The sequence below is a fragment of the Aeromonas sp. 602396 genome (assembly GCF_049173735.1).
In the GTDB taxonomy this organism is placed as follows: Bacteria; Pseudomonadota; Gammaproteobacteria; order Enterobacterales; family Aeromonadaceae; genus Aeromonas; species Aeromonas veronii_A.
This window is the reverse complement of record NZ_JAAKSD010000015.1, coordinates 89,666-104,738: the sequence shown is the minus strand read 5'-3', so window position 1 is coordinate 104,738 and position 15,073 is coordinate 89,666. Positions and strand designations below refer to the sequence as shown.

General features: G+C 57.1%; 15 protein-coding genes. 11 read left to right on the top strand and 4 right to left on the bottom strand.

The window, feature by feature from the left end:
* Entirely contained in the window at window positions 1-1,344 is a 1,344-nt protein-coding gene (locus G5229_RS17015; protein ID WP_421209761.1) for a Na(+)-translocating NADH-quinone reductase subunit A, read from the bottom strand.
* 451 nt (window positions 1,345-1,795) lie between these two features.
* The gene (locus G5229_RS17010; protein ID WP_227341207.1) at window positions 1,796-2,110 is read right to left on the bottom strand and encodes a BolA family protein; all 315 of its coding nucleotides are present in this window, start codon (window positions 2,108-2,110) and stop codon (window positions 1,796-1,798) included.
* A gap of 203 nt (window positions 2,111-2,313) precedes the next feature.
* On the opposite strand from G5229_RS17010, the gene G5229_RS17005 reads away from it, so the two are divergent.
* The 5 genes from G5229_RS17005 (at window position 2,314) to G5229_RS16985 (ending at window position 7,180) form a co-directional block, all read left to right on the top strand.
* Window positions 2,314-3,447 (top strand): methyltransferase, encoded by a 1,134-nt coding sequence (locus G5229_RS17005; protein WP_421209759.1) that lies wholly within the window; start codon window positions 2,314-2,316, stop codon window positions 3,445-3,447.
* A gap of 17 nt (window positions 3,448-3,464) precedes the next feature.
* Window positions 3,465-4,049, top strand: coding sequence for a YajG family lipoprotein (locus tag G5229_RS17000; protein ID WP_047435490.1), 585 nt, complete (start codon window positions 3,465-3,467; stop codon window positions 4,047-4,049).
* Between the two features lie 2 nt (window positions 4,050-4,051).
* Window positions 4,052-4,627, top strand: coding sequence for a peptidylprolyl isomerase (locus G5229_RS16995; protein WP_216954445.1), 576 nt, complete (start codon window positions 4,052-4,054; stop codon window positions 4,625-4,627).
* Between the two features lie 174 nt (window positions 4,628-4,801).
* Complete coding sequence (locus G5229_RS16990; RefSeq protein WP_421205914.1) at window positions 4,802-6,181, top strand: AmpG family muropeptide MFS transporter; 1,380 nt, start codon at window positions 4,802-4,804, stop codon at window positions 6,179-6,181.
* A 156-nt stretch (window positions 6,182-6,337) separates the two neighbouring features.
* Entirely contained in the window at window positions 6,338-7,180 is an 843-nt protein-coding gene (locus G5229_RS16985; RefSeq protein WP_216951901.1) for an outer membrane protein OmpK, read from the top strand.
* 97 nt (window positions 7,181-7,277) lie between these two features.
* Here G5229_RS16985 and G5229_RS16980 read toward each other — a convergent pair whose 3' ends face one another.
* The gene (locus G5229_RS16980; RefSeq protein ID WP_216951900.1) at window positions 7,278-7,760 is read right to left on the bottom strand and encodes a YajQ family cyclic di-GMP-binding protein; all 483 of its coding nucleotides are present in this window, start codon (window positions 7,758-7,760) and stop codon (window positions 7,278-7,280) included.
* A gap of 201 nt (window positions 7,761-7,961) precedes the next feature.
* Here G5229_RS16980 and G5229_RS16975 point away from each other — a divergent pair, with 201 nt between their 5' ends.
* On the top strand, window positions 7,962-8,915 hold the full coding sequence (locus G5229_RS16975) for a ketopantoate reductase family protein (RefSeq protein ID WP_266134133.1): 954 nt from the start codon (window positions 7,962-7,964) through the stop codon (window positions 8,913-8,915).
* Between the two features lie 37 nt (window positions 8,916-8,952).
* A complete protein-coding gene (locus G5229_RS16970) occupies window positions 8,953-9,513 on the top strand; it encodes a DJ-1 family glyoxalase III (RefSeq protein WP_421209757.1) in 561 nt (186 codons plus the stop codon).
* Window positions 9,514-9,624: 111 nt separating this feature from the next.
* Here the strand turns inward: G5229_RS16970 and G5229_RS16965 are convergent, their stop codons facing one another.
* Entirely contained in the window at window positions 9,625-9,831 is a 207-nt protein-coding gene (locus tag G5229_RS16965) for a hypothetical protein (protein WP_245131523.1), read from the bottom strand.
* A gap of 131 nt (window positions 9,832-9,962) precedes the next feature.
* Here G5229_RS16965 and dinB point away from each other — a divergent pair, with 131 nt between their 5' ends.
* From dinB to G5229_RS16945, 4 genes are all read left to right on the top strand, one after another.
* Window positions 9,963-11,018 carry a DNA polymerase IV gene (gene dinB, locus G5229_RS16960; protein ID WP_031227617.1) on the top strand — a complete coding sequence of 352 codons (1,056 nt, stop codon included), beginning with the start codon at window positions 9,963-9,965 and terminating at the stop codon, window positions 11,016-11,018.
* Window positions 11,019-11,084: 66 nt separating this feature from the next.
* The gene (locus G5229_RS16955) at window positions 11,085-13,226 is read left to right on the top strand and encodes a methyl-accepting chemotaxis protein (protein ID WP_113739001.1); all 2,142 of its coding nucleotides are present in this window, start codon (window positions 11,085-11,087) and stop codon (window positions 13,224-13,226) included.
* Between the two features lie 284 nt (window positions 13,227-13,510).
* On the top strand, window positions 13,511-14,431 hold the full coding sequence (locus tag G5229_RS16950) for a transcriptional regulator GcvA (protein WP_005338622.1): 921 nt from the start codon (window positions 13,511-13,513) through the stop codon (window positions 14,429-14,431).
* On the top strand, window positions 14,424-15,053 hold the full coding sequence (locus tag G5229_RS16945) for an alpha/beta family hydrolase (RefSeq protein ID WP_227341196.1): 630 nt from the start codon (window positions 14,424-14,426) through the stop codon (window positions 15,051-15,053). Before G5229_RS16950 ends, G5229_RS16945 begins: the two co-directional genes overlap by 8 nt.
* Window positions 15,054-15,073 lie beyond the last annotated feature (20 nt).

Genomic DNA, 15,073 nt, shown 5'->3' with positions numbered 1-15,073 from the left:
TTAACCTTCCAGTTCAATCTTGGTCAGGCACTCACGCAAGATCGGGCCGTACTCGGTCTTGCCGGGGCAAACGAAAGTACAGAGGGCCAAATCTTCCTCATCCAGCTCCAGGCAACCCAGTGCTTGCGCACCGTCGGTATCGCCGGAGACCATGTCCCGCAGCAGCAGGGTGGGCAGGATGTCGAGTGGCATCACCCGTTCATAGTTGCCGATAGGCACCATGGAACGGTCACTACCGTTGGTAGTGGTGGTGAAGTTGATAAGGCGACCCTTCATCAGGTGAGAGAGGGTGGTGCGGGTGATGGAGAACTTGTTGGCACTGGGGTTGATCCAGCCCAGGAACTCTTTCTCGCGACCCTCGCCCAGTGCACAGACCTGATTGTGGTAACGACCCAGATAGTCGTGAACACCCTCAGCCTTGGCGCCGCTCAGCAGGGAACCGGAGATGACGCGGTTTTCATCGGCACGCAGCTCATTGTTGGTGAGTTGGCTGATGCAGGCCCCCAGACGGGTACGCAGCAGACGCGGCTTGAGCACATTCGGGCCGGCCAGGGCGATCACCTTGTCGGTGCAGATCTGACCGGTGGTGAACAGCTTGCCGAATGCGATCACATCCTGATAGTTGATGTGCCACTGCACCTTGGTGCTGCTGACCGGATCCAGGAAGTGGATATGGGTACCCGGCAGACCGGCAGGGTGCGGACCGACGAAGATCTCTTCCTTGACCTGAGCCAAAGAGGAGTGAGGCAGACTGCCTTCGCCTTTACAGACATAGACGGTGCCGTCGGTCAGGCGGGTCAATACGGCCAGACCATCGAGGAAGGCCTGCGGCTGTTCCTTGATAATCAGCTCGGCATCGGCAGCCAGCGGGTTGGTGTCCATCGCGGTCACAAAGATGGCGCGCGGGGCTGAGCCAACCGCAGGGACTTTGCTGAACGGGCGAGTGCGCAGTGCTATCCACTGACCTGATGCAACCAGGATCTCTTGCACCTTGCTGCGCTCGAGCTTGACCAGCTCGGAAGAGGCAAAATGCTCGAAGGTCACCTGTTCATCGGAGCCGTCGAGGTCGATGACCACAGACTGGAGCACACGTTTGGCTCCACGGTTGATCTCTGAAACTACGCCGGTGGCGGGGGCCGTGAATTTAACGCCGGGATTCTTCTTGTCTTCGAAGAGCTCCTGACCTTTGATGACGCGATCACCTACTTTGACGAACATAGTAGGTCGCATCCCCACGAACTCCTCGCCCAGTGTAGCAACACGGGTGATGGCGGGGCCATCGTAGATTACTTGCTCTGGCGCACCCAGCACGGGGATGTCCAGTCCTCTTTTGATTGTAATCATACTTAATTGCACTACCGTTACGGGAAGAGAGGTTGGTTAGCGCCGAGAAATACATCACGACGGGTGGTTGAATGAGTCGCTGTTGTGGCTGCGCCGGGTGGTCAGGCTCAGCAATTATTCAACATGCGAGGTCACTCAAAAGCGCTTGAGTCTACCACTTAAGGCCCATTTTCTGCCATGCCAAATAGGCAAAATCCCTGCGTCATCACAAAATTAACCTGCAATGAATAACCCCTGAATTCCTTGTAAGCTGTGGTTTTAAAGGTTTTTTTATTTTAATACCCCCATGGGGGTATGTTTGTGTAAGGCTGTGACTAAGCCGCCAGGGAAAACTGAATTAAATACCTATTTATGGTTGTCAGGATCAGCAGGCTGGCGGCTTTTTGTTTAATTTTTGTTTGTTTGTCACCCATAGGGTGGTGGGTCAGAGCAATGGGTGACAGCTAGCCGTTCAGGAGTGCGAGGGGTTGCCAACACAAGCTGGTGTGCGTGGTGCCTTACCCTTCTCCTGCCACTCGCTTGCCGTGTAGGTATGCAGTGCAAGTGCATGGACAGCGCCGGCCAGTTCATCGGCCAGGATGGCGTTGACCTGACGATGGCGAGAGAGAAGGCGCTGACCCGCAAACTGTTCGCTGACGATCACCACCTTGAAGTGGCTCTCAGAGCCCGGCTCCACTCGGTGCATGTGGCTCTCGTTGATCACTTCCAGCAGAGTGGGGGAGAGGGCTGCCGTCAGCTTGGCTTCAATCAGTTGTTGGATGGTCATAGGATCAGCTTCCAGAGTGAATGTCGGGCCATTCTATCGGCTGTCTAGGTGTGGAATAAGCCCCCGCAAAAGGAAAATCGCCTGCTATCCGTTCATTAGCACGCTCCGAACTGGTGAAATTCCTGCTCCTCGCTAGAATAGCGCCACTTTGCGTCGCCCCTGGCGCCTGTATCCATGAATCAAGCCGAGGTTGGACTCTTCCTATGCAAACCCTTCTCGACACTCCCCATTGCCAGCTCACGCTCTACCGCTATCCGCGCCAGAGTCAGGAGACACTGCAAGCCTGGGATGCGGCTGACGAATATCTGATCAACACTCTGGCGGAGTCCCCCCTCGAGCAGGCGGGCCACGTCATCATCATGAATGACGGTTTTGGCACGCTTGCCGCCTATCTGCATCCGCACTCCCCCTGCTGTGTCACCGACTCCTACATCAGTGAGCGGGCTACCATGGCCAATTTGGCCGAAAATGGGCTGGATACGAGCGGGATTACCTTGCAGGATGCGCTGGCACCGCTGCCCGATGCTCCTGCGCTGGTGGTGATCAAGGTCTCCAAATATCAGGCACTGCTGGAGCAGCAACTGCTGGCGCTGCGGGAGGTGGTGACACCGGCAACCCGCGTTATCGCTGCCGGCAAGGCGAAGGATATTCATACCTCCACCCTCAAGTTGTTCGAGAAGTATCTGGGGCCTACCCGTACCTCGTTGGCCTGGAAGAAGGCGCGTCTCATTCACTGCGAGCCGCAGGCAGAACGCCCCGCGCTGGCCAACCCCTTCCCGACTGTCTGGCCGTTGGAGGGGAGTGGCATGCTCATCCACAACCATGCCAACGTCTTCTCGCGCACCAGTCTCGATATCGGTGCCCGCTTTATGCTGGACAACCTGCCCATCCACAGTGCCCGCAAGGTGATCGATCTGGGCTGTGGCAACGGGGTTTTGGGTCTGTCGCTGCTCGCCAAAGATAGCGAGGTGGAGGTGACCTTTATCGATGAATCCTATATGGCGGTCGCCTCGGCACAGCTCAACGTCGAGCACAATCTGCCCGATGCACTGCCGCGTGCCCGCTTTATGGTCAATAACTGTCTCGACGGGGTGGCGGTAGGTTCGGCGGATCGGATCCTCTGCAACCCTCCTTTCCATCAGTTACAGGCGATCACCGATCATATCGCCTGGCAGATGTTCAGCGATGCGCACCGGGTGTTGCCTCAGGGGGGTGAACTCTGGATAGTAGGCAACCGTCATCTGGACTATCACAACAAACTCAAGCGCTTGTTTGCCAACGCACAAGTCGTTGCGTCGAACAGCAAATTCGTTATTTTGAAAGCCATCAAACGCTAAAGCCAAAGGAAACCATGATGAAAAAGTCACTCTTGCTGCTGGCCGCCCTGATGCTGGGCGGGTGTGCCACTCATTGGCCGGAGACAGCGCTGCTCAATCCGCAGGTGATCCCCGCCAACCAGCAATACTACTCTGGCAATCGCATCACCATGGAAGGGGTAGACAAGCGTGAGGCTGCCTACGTCTTCTCCATCAAACATAAAGAGAAAGCCCCCGTGCTGGTCAACAGCGAGCGTCCGCTCAATCTGCTGATGGCCGAACGGCTGGCTGAAGGACTGCGTAGTCAGGGTCTCGAAGTGGGCAACAGTGGCACCACCAACCTGACGCTGGTGATCTCCAACGCCGCAGTCAATGTGGAAGAGAAGACCTTTACCTATGTCACCAAGTCCCGCGTCAGTCTGCAGGTGATCGCCGATTTCCAGGGCAACCGTCTGACCAAGCAGTTCAACATGTCTTCCAGCAAGGAGAGCCCGAGCGAGCCAAGCATGGCCGATCTCGAGTCTACACTGAACCTGCAACTGGGTAGCGTGCTGCAGCAGATCATGGCCGATGAGGCGCTGCGCGGTTACCTTAAAGGTCAACCGAACGGCGCAGGTGTCTGATGATGAAAAAACTCTGGTTGCTGGCCATGTTGATCGCCCCGCTGGCGTTCGCGGGACCGAAAGTGAGAATGGAGACCAACCACGGCAATATCGTGGTGGAGCTGGCGTCCAAGCAGGCGCCCCAGACGGTGAAAAACTTTTTGCGCTACGTGGCTGATGGCAGCTATGACGGCAGCATCTTCCACCGGGTGATCCAGGATTTTGTGGTGCAGGGGGGGGGGTATAACCAGCAGTTCCAGCAACTGCCAACTTATGAGCCGGTGGTCAACGAGTCGCGTGGCGGTCTGCCCAACAAGCGTGGCTCCATCGCCATGGCTCGCACCCAGGCGGTCGACAGCGCTACTCGCCAGTTCTACTTCAATCTGGTCGACAACAATAACCTCAACGCCGGTGGCTCTGCGGGTTATACCGTGTTCGGTCAGGTGGTTCAGGGGATGGAGGTGCTGGACAAACTGGCTCAGGTACAGACCGGTTACAGCCCCATTTTGCGTGCCAACGATGTGCCGACCAGCCCTGTCATCCTGAAGAAGGTAGTGTTGCTGGCGGAAACCCCGGCGGACAAGAAAGCCGGCAAGTAACCCATCGCCGGATGCGGTATGTCACCGTGATCCCGTCGCGCCACCATGCAAGGCTCATCCCGTTCGGGATGGGCCTTTTCTCTATCCGGGCTTCTTTTGCCTATCTCTTTGCTTGCCTTGGCTATCTGCCATCAACCTGCCAAAATGACGCACTTTTCCAAAGTCGTCAGGTAGTTGAATATGATCCGCACACCGAGTTGGCGGGAATCGCTCGCTGTTTATCTCGAAGCCCGAGTACTCATTCTCTTTGCCATGGGCTTTTCATCGGGTCTGCCGCTGTTGCTGGTATTTGGCACCCTCTCATTCTGGTTGCGCGAGGCCGATGTCAGCCTGACCGATATCGGTTACATGAGCTGGGTGGCGCTGGCCTACGGCTTTAAATGGATGTGGTCTCCGCTGGTGGATCGCATGCCATTACCACTGCTTTCGAGACTGCTGGGGCGTCGTCGTAGCTGGATGCTCTTCTCCCAACTGCTGATCGCTGGTGCGCTGGTCGGTATGGCACTTTGTGATCCCAAGAGCGGGTTGACTCATTTGGCCTTGTTCGCCCTGCTGGTGGCCTTTGCCTCGGCGACTCAGGATATCGTGATCGACGCCTATCGCATCGAATCCGCGCCCGAGCGACTGCAGGCTGCGATGGCGGCCTCCTACATGACTGGCTACCGGTTGGCGATGATCATCGCCGGTGCCGGCGCATTGGCGCTGGCAGCCTGGTTTGGCAGCAACAGCGGCTATGACTATCGTGGCTGGCAGATCACCTATCTGGTGATGGCCGGTCTGATGTCACTCGGGGTGATTACCACGCTGTTCTGCCATGAACCTGATATCGATCTGGCCGGTCAGGGCAGACAACAGGCAGAGCGCAAGGCACTGCTGCAGGAAAAGGGGTGGCCCGCCCCCTTGGCAAGTGCCGGAGCCTGGGGTTATGAGGCGGTCTGGAGTCCGTTTGCCGACTTCTTTCGCCGTTATGGTCGCTCGGCGCTGCTTATCCTGTTGCTTATCGCCTGTTACCGGATTGCGGATGTGGTGATGGGGGTGATGTCCAACAGCTTCTATGTGGATATGCAGTTCAGCAAGACCGAAGTCGCCACTATCACCAAGGTGTTTGGCGTTATCATGACGCTGGTGGGGGCGGCACTGGGGGGCGTGCTGGTGATGCGCTTTGGCACGCTGCGGATCCTGTTTCTCGGGGCGCTGCTCACCGCCAGCACCAATCTGCTGTTTGCCCTGCTCCATCAGGTTGGTCACAACCTGGAGCTGCTGACCCTGATCATTTCGCTCGATAACCTCAGCGCCGGCATCGCCACCGCAGCTTTTGTGACCTATCTCTCCAGCCTGACCAATGTGGCGTTTTCAGCGACGCAATACGCCCTGTTCAGCTCGGTGATGTTGCTGCTGCCCAAGTTGTTGGCCGGTTTTTCGGGGCAGGTGGTGGAGCAGATTGGCTACAGCGCCTTCTTTGTCGGCACCAGTTTGTTGGGCTTGCCCGTGTTGTTGTTGATTGTGCTGGTCGCCCGTAAAGGGGGTGAGTTGTTCTCAGTTGCTGACAAATAGCAAGCGTTTGCGTAGAATCGGGGGTGATTAGATTCACACTTCCGGATAAAGTTCCCGAGAAGTTGTTTCACCCCCAATTTTATTTGATTAGAATTCCTCTCGCTCCTTGTGGGCAGGCTACGGAAAACCTCAACTAACGCACAAGAGACCAATAAAATGGCCAAATTTACCAAGACTCTGATCGCTACCGGTCTGCTGGCTGCTGCCGCAACTCCAGCCTTTGCTGCTGACTACAGCGGTGATATCCACAAGAATGACTACAAGTGGATGCAGTTCAACGTCATGCACACCATCGACCAGCGCCCTTTCACTACCGGTGAAGAGGACTACAACGATACCTATTTTGAGATGGAGTTCGGTGGTCGCTCCGGCCTGTTTGACCTGTACGGTTACGTCGACGTATTCGATATTTTCGACTCCCGTCACAGCAATAAACACCATGGTCAGAACCTGTTCATGAAGTTTGCACCGCGTATGTCTCTGGATGCGCTGACAGGTAAAGATCTCTCCTTTGGTCCTGTGCAAGAGCTTTACATTGCCAACCTGAACAACGTTGGTGACAAGCAGATGGAAAACCAGCTGGGTCTGGGTGCCGATGTGATGGTTCCCTGGTTTGGCAAGGTTGGCATGAACCTGTATGCACGTCACGCCACCGAGAACCAGTTCTTCACCGAAGAAGAAGGTGAGTGGAACGGTTATCAGTTCTCCATGAACTGGTTCAAGCCTTTCTATACCTTCGGCAATGGCAGCTTTGTCTCCTACCAGGGTTATCTGGATTATCAATTCGGCCTGGATACCCATGACCGTGCTGACCGTACCAGCGACAACCTGGCCACCTTCCACGGTATCTACTGGCACTCCGATCGCTACGCGGTTGGTTATGGCCTGAAGTATTTCATGGATGCCTACGGTACCAAAGATGGCTCCAAAGCCTACGACGGTACCCCGTGGAAGAGCACCGGCTTCAGCCACTACTTCTCTGTTACCTACAAGTTCTAATAAAACTTGGGGAACAAAAAACCGGAGCATTTGCTCCGGTTTTTTTATGCTCGGACGATTAAAGAAGAGGAGAAGGGAGAGCCCTTCTCTCCCATCATCAGTCGCGGAAATTCTGAAACTGCATCGGTTGGCCCAGGTCGGCGCCACGGACCAGTGCCATGGTCTCTTGCAGATCGTCACGCTTCTTGCCGGTGACACGTACTTCATCACCCTGGATGGCGACCTGTACCTTGATCTTGGAGTCCTTGATCAGCTTGACCAGCTTCTTGGCGATCTCTTTCTCGATCCCCTGTTTGAACTTGACGGTCAGGTGGAAGCGTTTGCCGGAGTGAACGGAGTCACCCACTTCCATGGAGCTGTTTTCGATGTTGCGCTTGAGCAGGGCACCGCGCAGGATTTCGACCATCTGCTTGAGCTGGAAATCGGCATCGGCTTCCAGCTTTACCTCTTCTTTGTTCAACTCGAAGCTGGCTTCTACCCCACGAAAATCGAAACGGGTGGCCAGTTCACGATTGGCGTTGTCGACTGCGTTCAACACCTCGTTCATTTTGACTTCAGAGACAATATCGAATGACGGCATAGCCGAAGCTCCTCATGTTGCGTTATCGGGGGCCAAATCTACCAGAAATACGGCAAATTTGCTGATTTTGATGGGAGTGCTCTGCTAGAATCCCCTGCGCACAGGAAGGTTGGACCCGTTAGTGTCCGTTCGCGCTATTTTTCATTTATTCCCGGTAACAGGTTGAGAGGATTGCAACCCTTACCCTGACAGAGTCACATCATGCCAAGCGGATTAAAAAATTCCCGACAACCCGTTATGCCACCTGTAGCGCCCAAGTGGACACTGCTCGGGTGCGGAGCTCTCGGCGGCGTTTTTGCCTCCCTGCTGACCCAGAGCGGTCAATCCACCCGAGTCTTGTTGCGTGAGCATCATCAATCTACCCTGCACCCCGGATTTGACTTTACTTCGTTGGAGGGGCAGGTACAGCTGCTCAATATCGAACGTGCATTTGCCGGCCAGCCGGGAAAAATCCAGCGTCTGTTGGTGATGACCAAGGCCAGTCAGGTGGTTGGCGCCCTGGCTCCACTGGTTGGCCATCTGGATGCTGGCGTGCCGATCGTACTGCTGCACAACGGGATGGGGATTGCCGAGAAGGTGGTCCAGATGTTTCCGCATAACCCGGTGATTGCAGGGGTGACCAGCCATGGTGCCATGAAAGCGGGCCATTTCGTGTTCCGTCATACCGGCAAGGGGGAAACCTGGTTGGGGCCATTTAACGAGGCAGCCAAGGCTCATGCATCACTGGCAGATGAGTTGGCGCAGGCATTGGGTCAGGCGGGTTGGGATGAGCAGATAGTGGCACGCCAGTGGCAAAAGCTGGCCATCAACTGTGCCATCAATCCCCTGACGGCCCTCTACAAGCTGAAAAACGGCGAGCTGGCTGGCCCCCGTTTTGCCGATGCCCTGCAGCAGATCTGTGTGGAGGTGGCGGATGTGATGTGCGCCGAAGGGATTGCAACCACGGCCGAAGAGTTGCAGCGCCGGGTGATGACAGTGGTGGAATTGACCGCTGACAATTACTCCTCCATGTATCAGGATATGGAGCTGGGACGCGAGACCGAGATCGAGGCCATCACCGGCTTCTTGTTGGTCAAGGCTGCCCGGCATGGCATTGCCGTACCAGTCAATCAGGGTCTCTATCAGGCGATCAAAGAGAAGAGTCAGGCCGTCTGATCTTTTACATGGCAGAGCAAGCAGCAAGGAGGCGAACGTGAGTGTACTGGTGCTGGTGGCCCCCGGGTCGGAAGAGATAGAGACGGTCGCGATTGTCGATACCCTGGTGCGCGCCAGTATCGAGGTGGTGCTGGCCTCTTGCTGCCCTGCCGGGTCTCGGCAGGTGAAGGCATCGCGCGGGGTGCAGCTGGTGGCTGATTGTCATATCGACGAGCTGATCCGTCGGGACTTTGAAGCCATCGTGGTACCCGGTGGTTTGCCCGGCAGCGAAGTGATCCGCGATACCCCGCTGGCCATCGAACGGCTCAAAGAGCAGGCCGCTCTTGGTCGCTGGCGCGCAGCCATCTGCGCCGCCCCTGTGGTGGTGTTGCAACATCACGCTCTGCTGGATGATGCCATCGTCACCTGTCATCCCGGCTTTCAGTCCCGACTACCGACATCGCAACTGTCACATGAGCGGGTCGTCAGGGATGAGGCTCATCGCCTTATCACCAGCCAGGGGCCGGGCAGTGCCATCGAGTTTGTGCTTGAACTGGTTCGGGTGCTGCGTGGGGATGATGTGGCTACCGCCGTGGCTGGCCCTATGGTGCTGCCTTGAGCGCACTCTGTTGCTGAATCAAACTAGCCATGCTTTGAAAACCGGGCCCCGGTCATCTTGATCGGGGCCCGTTTGTTATCTGCCGTTGTCGGTCACGCCATCTTGTCCGGCTCAGTAGTCGTATTGTGAACACTGTTTCTTGCTGTATTCCTCACGCCAGCGTGCCAGCTCTTCCTGAGTGCCCAGCGTGTCTCCTTTCTTGATGGCCTGTTCCAGTATCTCAATCCGGTCGAACAGCCAGCGGCACTCCGCCGTCGGGTTGTTCTTGCCGATGCCGGTCAGCGGCAGCACACAGAGTCCCAGCCAGAGATATTTCATTCCGAACGCTCCTTGTCATTGTGGTGGTGAGGGTCTCTTTAGAGTCTATCATTTTAGCCGTAACGAGAGAGATAGAGCTGTGGTTATCCTTGGGGTAAGATGATGCCATGTCTGTTTATTTATACAGTGGTATGCGCAAGATCATCCATATCGACATGGACTGCTTTTTTGCCGCGGTGGAGATGCGGGATAACCCCGCATTGCGGGAAGTTCCGCTTGCGATAGGGGGGGCCTCCGAGCGGCGCGGCGTCATCTCGACCTGCAACTATGTGGCGCGCCGGTTCGGTGTGCGCTCCGCCATGCCGAGCGCACTGGCGAAAAAACTCTGCCCGCCGCTGGTACTGATCCCTGGGCGAATGGCGGTATACAAGGATATCTCCCGTCAGCTCAGGGCAATTTTCCTGCGCTATACCGATCAGGTTGAACCACTGTCGCTGGACGAGGCTTACCTCGACGTGACCCACAGTCGTTGCTGTGGCGGCAGCGCCACCCTGATGGCGCAAGAGATCCGGCAAGCCATCGTCACCGAACTGGGATTGACCGCCTCGGCTGGAGTGGCCCCCAACAAGTTTCTCGCCAAGCTCGCCTCGGAGCAGCGCAAACCCGATGGTCTGTTTGTCATTCGTCCCGACGAAGTGGCCGAATTTGTCTGCCAGTTGCCCCTCGGCAAACTGCCCGGGGTGGGGCGCAAGACCGCCGAGCGGCTGGAGGCGCAGGGGCTCTACACCTGTGAGGATGCGCGGGCCTTGTCGGCACAAGAGCTGTGCAGTCGTTTTGGCAAGCTGGGGGAGATGTTGACGACCCGGATCTGGGGGCTGGATGAACAGCCGGTGCAGGCGCACCGGATCCGCAAAACCATCGGGGTGGAGACCACCCTGGCGAGCGATGTTTGTGACGAAGCCGCCTGTTTGACGGTATTGCAGCAACTGCTGCCGGAGCTTGAGCGGCGATTTCAGCTGGCGTGCCCTGCCGAGCAGGTGATGGGGCAGGGAATCAAGCTCAAGTTTGCCGATTTCCACCAGACCACTGTCTATCGCAGTCAGGGTGGCTATCAGCCAGCCTTGTTCGTTCCCCTGCTCAAAGAGGGGTTACAGCGGGCGCAAGGGCGTTCGGTTCGCCTGCTGGGCTTGGTGGTGGGTTTGCCAAAAGAGGGTGAAGTTAATCAACTCTCGCTGGATTTGCTGTGAGAGAGTTAAGTTTTTGTTTATAAAGTCGATAATCTATCCATATCTGTATGACGTAGGAATATTGGCATGAGCGCTCTTTCTGTCCAGGGTCGGATTACCCTGATCGCCGGTTGCTGTCTGTTGGTGACAGCCGCCGCTCTGGTTGCCTCTTCGATTTACAACGCGAACAAGATGCAACAGCAGGTGCGGCAAGCCACCATGCATGAGGCGCAGCAGTCGGCCGAGAACTGGATGAAGGCGATGGGCTCGGAGCAGGCGGCCAAGGTGACCAGCTATCTCGATGAGGCCTATTTCCGCGCCAGTTTGCTGGCGGAGAGCGTGTTGTTCCAGCGCAAGAATGCGGCCGAGAACTTTGTCCATTCGGAGGCGCTGCGCAGCGCCGTCAATCAGCAACTGCACGATGCCGTTGCCTCATCGACCAATCTGCTTGGTGTCTATGCGGTGTTCGAGCCTGACCAGCTGGATGGGGAAGACAGCAACTATCAGGGCTCAACGGCGCTGGGTTCCAACGACAAGGGTCGTTTTTCCAGTTACTGGGCCTATGACAACGGCAAGATTGAGCCGGAAGTGCAGAATGAGGATGTACTGGCCGATGAGAGCCCGACTGAGGCTGGTGGAATCGAAAACGAGTGGTATCGCTGCAGTATTCGCACCCGTGCCCTCTGCCTGCTGGAGCCCTATCTGGACGATGTGGGCGATAAACAGATATTGATGACCTCGGTGACGGTCCCGCTGCTGGAGCAGGAGACCTTGCTGGGGATGGTCGGGGTCGATATCTCGCTGGCCACTTTGCAGAGTCTGGTCAGTACCATGGACAAGGAGCTCTATGACGGCAAGGGCAGAATCTTGCTGGTCAGTCACGAGGGGCGCGTGGCGGGAGCCGATGAGTTCGATGTGACCATGGGGCGTGGGCTGGATCAGAAGTATCAGGGGCTGGCCAGCGAGCTGAAAGGCTGGCTCAGTCAGGGTCAGGAGCTGACTCGCTGGAGCAGCGATGGCACCCTGTTGCAGACCTTTGTCCCGGTATCCATGCGTGGCACCGACCGTAAATGGGGCATCTACATTGAATTGCCACGGGCAGTAGTACTGGCCTCGGCCCAGCAACTGCAAGATGAGCTGGCCAGTGAGGCCAATCGCAGCGTGGTCTCGCAGCTGTCGATCGGAGTGCTGATCTCGCTGGTTGCCCTGAGTTTTATCTGGTTGATGGCGCGCCAGATTGTGGCACCCATCCGCGCCGTAGTTGCCCGTCTCAAGGATATCGCCAGCGGCGAGGGGGATTTGACCCAGCGTATCGAGATCCTGCGGCAAGACGAGATCGGCGAGTTGGCCAAGTGGTTCAACAGCTTCCTCAACAAGTTGCAATCCACCATCAGTCAGGTGATTGATACCGTCTCCGGTACGCGTAATAGTGCCGAGCGAGCCGCGCAGGTGGCCGAGCGCACCAGCAGCGGCATGCAGGCCCAGTATCAGGAGATCGATCTGGTGGCGACGGCATTTGAAGAGCTGAGCGCCACGGCGTTGCAGGTCTCCGGTAATGCCGGCTCGGCGGTGGCGGCTGCCAACACCACTGACGCTGCAGCGCAAGAGGGCAAATATGTCGTTGCTGACACCCAGGAGGCGATGCGCAAGCTGATGACCATCATCAATGATGCCCAGCCGGTGGTGGAACGGCTCTCCGCCAACAGCGACAACATCAATGACATCCTTATCGTGATCCAGGGAATTGCCGAGCAGACCAACTTACTGGCGCTGAATGCGGCTATTGAAGCGGCGCGGGCCGGTGAGCAGGGCCGTGGCTTTGCCGTGGTGGCCGATGAGGTGCGCAATCTGGCCGGTCGCACCCAGAATGCCATCGTCGAGATCCAGACCCTGATCAGCCAACTGCAATCCGGTACCGGCGCCGTGGTCAAGGCGATCCGCGATGGTCATGGTCAGGCTGACGAGACGCTAGCCAAGGTGGATCTCTCTGTGCAGGTGCTGGAGCAGATTATCCAGTCGGTCTCCACCATCCATCAGATGAACGAGCAGATTGCCCGGGCGGCGCAGGAGCAGAGCCGGGTGGCGGACGAGATCAACCGTAACGTCAGCAACATTCGCGATGTGAGCCACACCATTCGGGCCGAGGCGGCGACCTCCGCCGAAAATGGTCGCGAGCTCTCTGCGCTGGCGGACAAGCAGCAGCAGCTGGTGGGGCAGTTCAAGGTATAGAAGGGATGAAAAAAGGCGCCATCCAGCTGGAGGCGCCAAACACATTCAGATGACAGACTGGGTCAAACCGGTGAGATTTGAGCCCCTCTTCCCGCAGAGGAAGAAACACAACACCACAATCGCAGTCGAAAGACTCACTAAAAACACATGTAAACCAACACGTAGTAGAAAATGTGAGCCATATGACGACTGATTGCTGGGCGAATTATGTTTATTCACTGGTCGACCCGCAACCGACAAATTATAATGCGCCCCATTAGAAAAACTCATCGTCGGCTGGTGTCATGTCTCGTCGTTTACCCCCGCTCAATGCCCTCAAGGCCTTTGAAGCAGCGGCTCGTCACTTAAGCTTTACCCGCGCAGCAGAAGAGTTGTTTGTGACTCAGGCTGCCATCAGTCACCAGATCAAGGCGCTGGAGGAGTATCTTGGCATCAAGCTGTTCCGCCGCAAAAACCGCTCCTTGTTGCTGACCGAAGAGGGGCAGGGCTATTTCCTGGATATCAAGGACATCTTTGCCTCCATCTCTGAGGCGACCGACAAGCTGCTGGCCCGCAGTGCCAAGGGGGCGTTGACTGTCAGTTTGCAGCCGAGTTTCGCCATCCAGTGGCTGGTGCCGCGGCTGGTCAAGTTCAGCGAGCGTCATCCTGATATCGATGTACGGATCAAGGCGGTCGACCTTGACGAAGGGTCGCTCACCGACGATGTGGATGTGGCCATCTACTACGGGCGCGGCAACTGGCCGGGTCTGCGCTCGGACAAGCTGCATACCGAATACCTGATCCCGGTCTGTTCCCCCTTGCTGCTGACCGGGCCCAAACCGCTGCGTACGCCGCAAGATTTGACTCTTCATACCCTGCTGCACGATACCTCCCGCCGCGACTGGAAGGCGTGGTTCCGCCAGCTCGACATCGATGCGCCCAACGTCAATCAGGGCCCCATCTTCAGCCACTCCACCATGGTGATCCAGGCGGCGATCCACGGTCAGGGAGTGGCACTTGGTCACAGCGTGCTGGCTCAGCCCGAGATTGAGGCTGGTCGCCTCATCTGTCCGTTCGAGCAGGTGTTGGTGAGTAAGAATGCTTTCTATCTGGTGTGCCAGGAGCAGCAGTCGGATCAGGGCAAGATCGTTGCCTTCCGCGACTGGATGCTGGAGCTGGTGGAGCAGGAAGAGGCGCGTCGCAGGGCAAGGCTCGCCGATGCATGAGGTGATCCGCGAGGGGGCAGTTGATGCCCCCGTTCGCATTTTGCTGGCCCACGGGGCAGGTGCAGGGATGGATCACCCCTTTCTTGCCGAGTTGTCACGCCTGCTGGCCGGGCCGGATATCGAAGTGGTGCGCTTCAACTTTCCCTACATGACAAAGCGTGCACAGGATGGCAAGCGCCGCCCGCCTGACAGGGCGCCAGTGCTGCTCGCTCATTGGCGCGACATGATCCGTGAGTTTGCCCATCCACGGCTGTTTCTGGCGGGCAAGTCGATGGGCGGGCGGATGGCGGCGGAACTGTATAGCGAAGGCGAGGGTGAGATGAATGCTGCAGGATTGCTCATTCTCGGGTATCCTTTCCACCCTCCGGCCAAGCCCGACAGCTGGCGAGGCGAGGTACTCAAGCATATTGCAGTACCAACCCTGCTGTTGCAGGGGGAGCGCGATACCTTCGGTAGTCGCGCCGAACTGGCCGATTTCCCCTTCTCACCCGCCGTATCGGTCCATTGGTTGACCGATGGTGATCATGGTTTCAAACCGCGTAAAGCCAGTGGCGTGAGTGAGCAGGAGAATATGCAGCATGCAGCGGCGGCCATCAGCCATTTTGTGGCCCGGCATGGATAGCACGAGAGGGTTGGCTTTAT

What these genes read in the sequence shown, in the direction of transcription:
- G5229_RS16955 (WP_113739001.1), top strand. Translation starts at nt 11,085, where the DNA reads ATGAGCGCTCTTTCTGTCCAGGGTCGGATTACCCTGATCGCCGGTTGC.
- G5229_RS16965 (WP_245131523.1), bottom strand. Translation starts at nt 9,831, where the DNA reads ATGAAATATCTCTGGCTGGGACTCTGTGTGCTGCCGCTGACCGGCATC.
- G5229_RS16980 (WP_216951900.1), bottom strand. Translation starts at nt 7,760, where the DNA reads ATGCCGTCATTCGATATTGTCTCTGAAGTCAAAATGAACGAGGTGTTG.
- G5229_RS16995 (WP_216954445.1), top strand. Translation starts at nt 4,052, where the DNA reads ATGAAAAAACTCTGGTTGCTGGCCATGTTGATCGCCCCGCTGGCGTTC.
- G5229_RS16945 (WP_227341196.1), top strand. Translation starts at nt 14,424, where the DNA reads ATGCATGAGGTGATCCGCGAGGGGGCAGTTGATGCCCCCGTTCGCATT.
- G5229_RS16985 (WP_216951901.1), top strand. Translation starts at nt 6,338, where the DNA reads ATGGCCAAATTTACCAAGACTCTGATCGCTACCGGTCTGCTGGCTGCT.
- G5229_RS17000 (WP_047435490.1), top strand. Translation starts at nt 3,465, where the DNA reads ATGAAAAAGTCACTCTTGCTGCTGGCCGCCCTGATGCTGGGCGGGTGT.
- G5229_RS17010 (WP_227341207.1), bottom strand. Translation starts at nt 2,110, where the DNA reads ATGACCATCCAACAACTGATTGAAGCCAAGCTGACGGCAGCCCTCTCC.
- G5229_RS16975 (WP_266134133.1), top strand. Translation starts at nt 7,962, where the DNA reads ATGCCAAGCGGATTAAAAAATTCCCGACAACCCGTTATGCCACCTGTA.
- G5229_RS16950 (WP_005338622.1), top strand. Translation starts at nt 13,511, where the DNA reads ATGTCTCGTCGTTTACCCCCGCTCAATGCCCTCAAGGCCTTTGAAGCA.
- G5229_RS17005 (WP_421209759.1), top strand. Translation starts at nt 2,314, where the DNA reads ATGCAAACCCTTCTCGACACTCCCCATTGCCAGCTCACGCTCTACCGC.
- dinB (WP_031227617.1), top strand. Translation starts at nt 9,963, where the DNA reads ATGCGCAAGATCATCCATATCGACATGGACTGCTTTTTTGCCGCGGTG.
- G5229_RS17015 (WP_421209761.1), bottom strand. Translation starts at nt 1,344, where the DNA reads ATGATTACAATCAAAAGAGGACTGGACATCCCCGTGCTGGGTGCGCCA.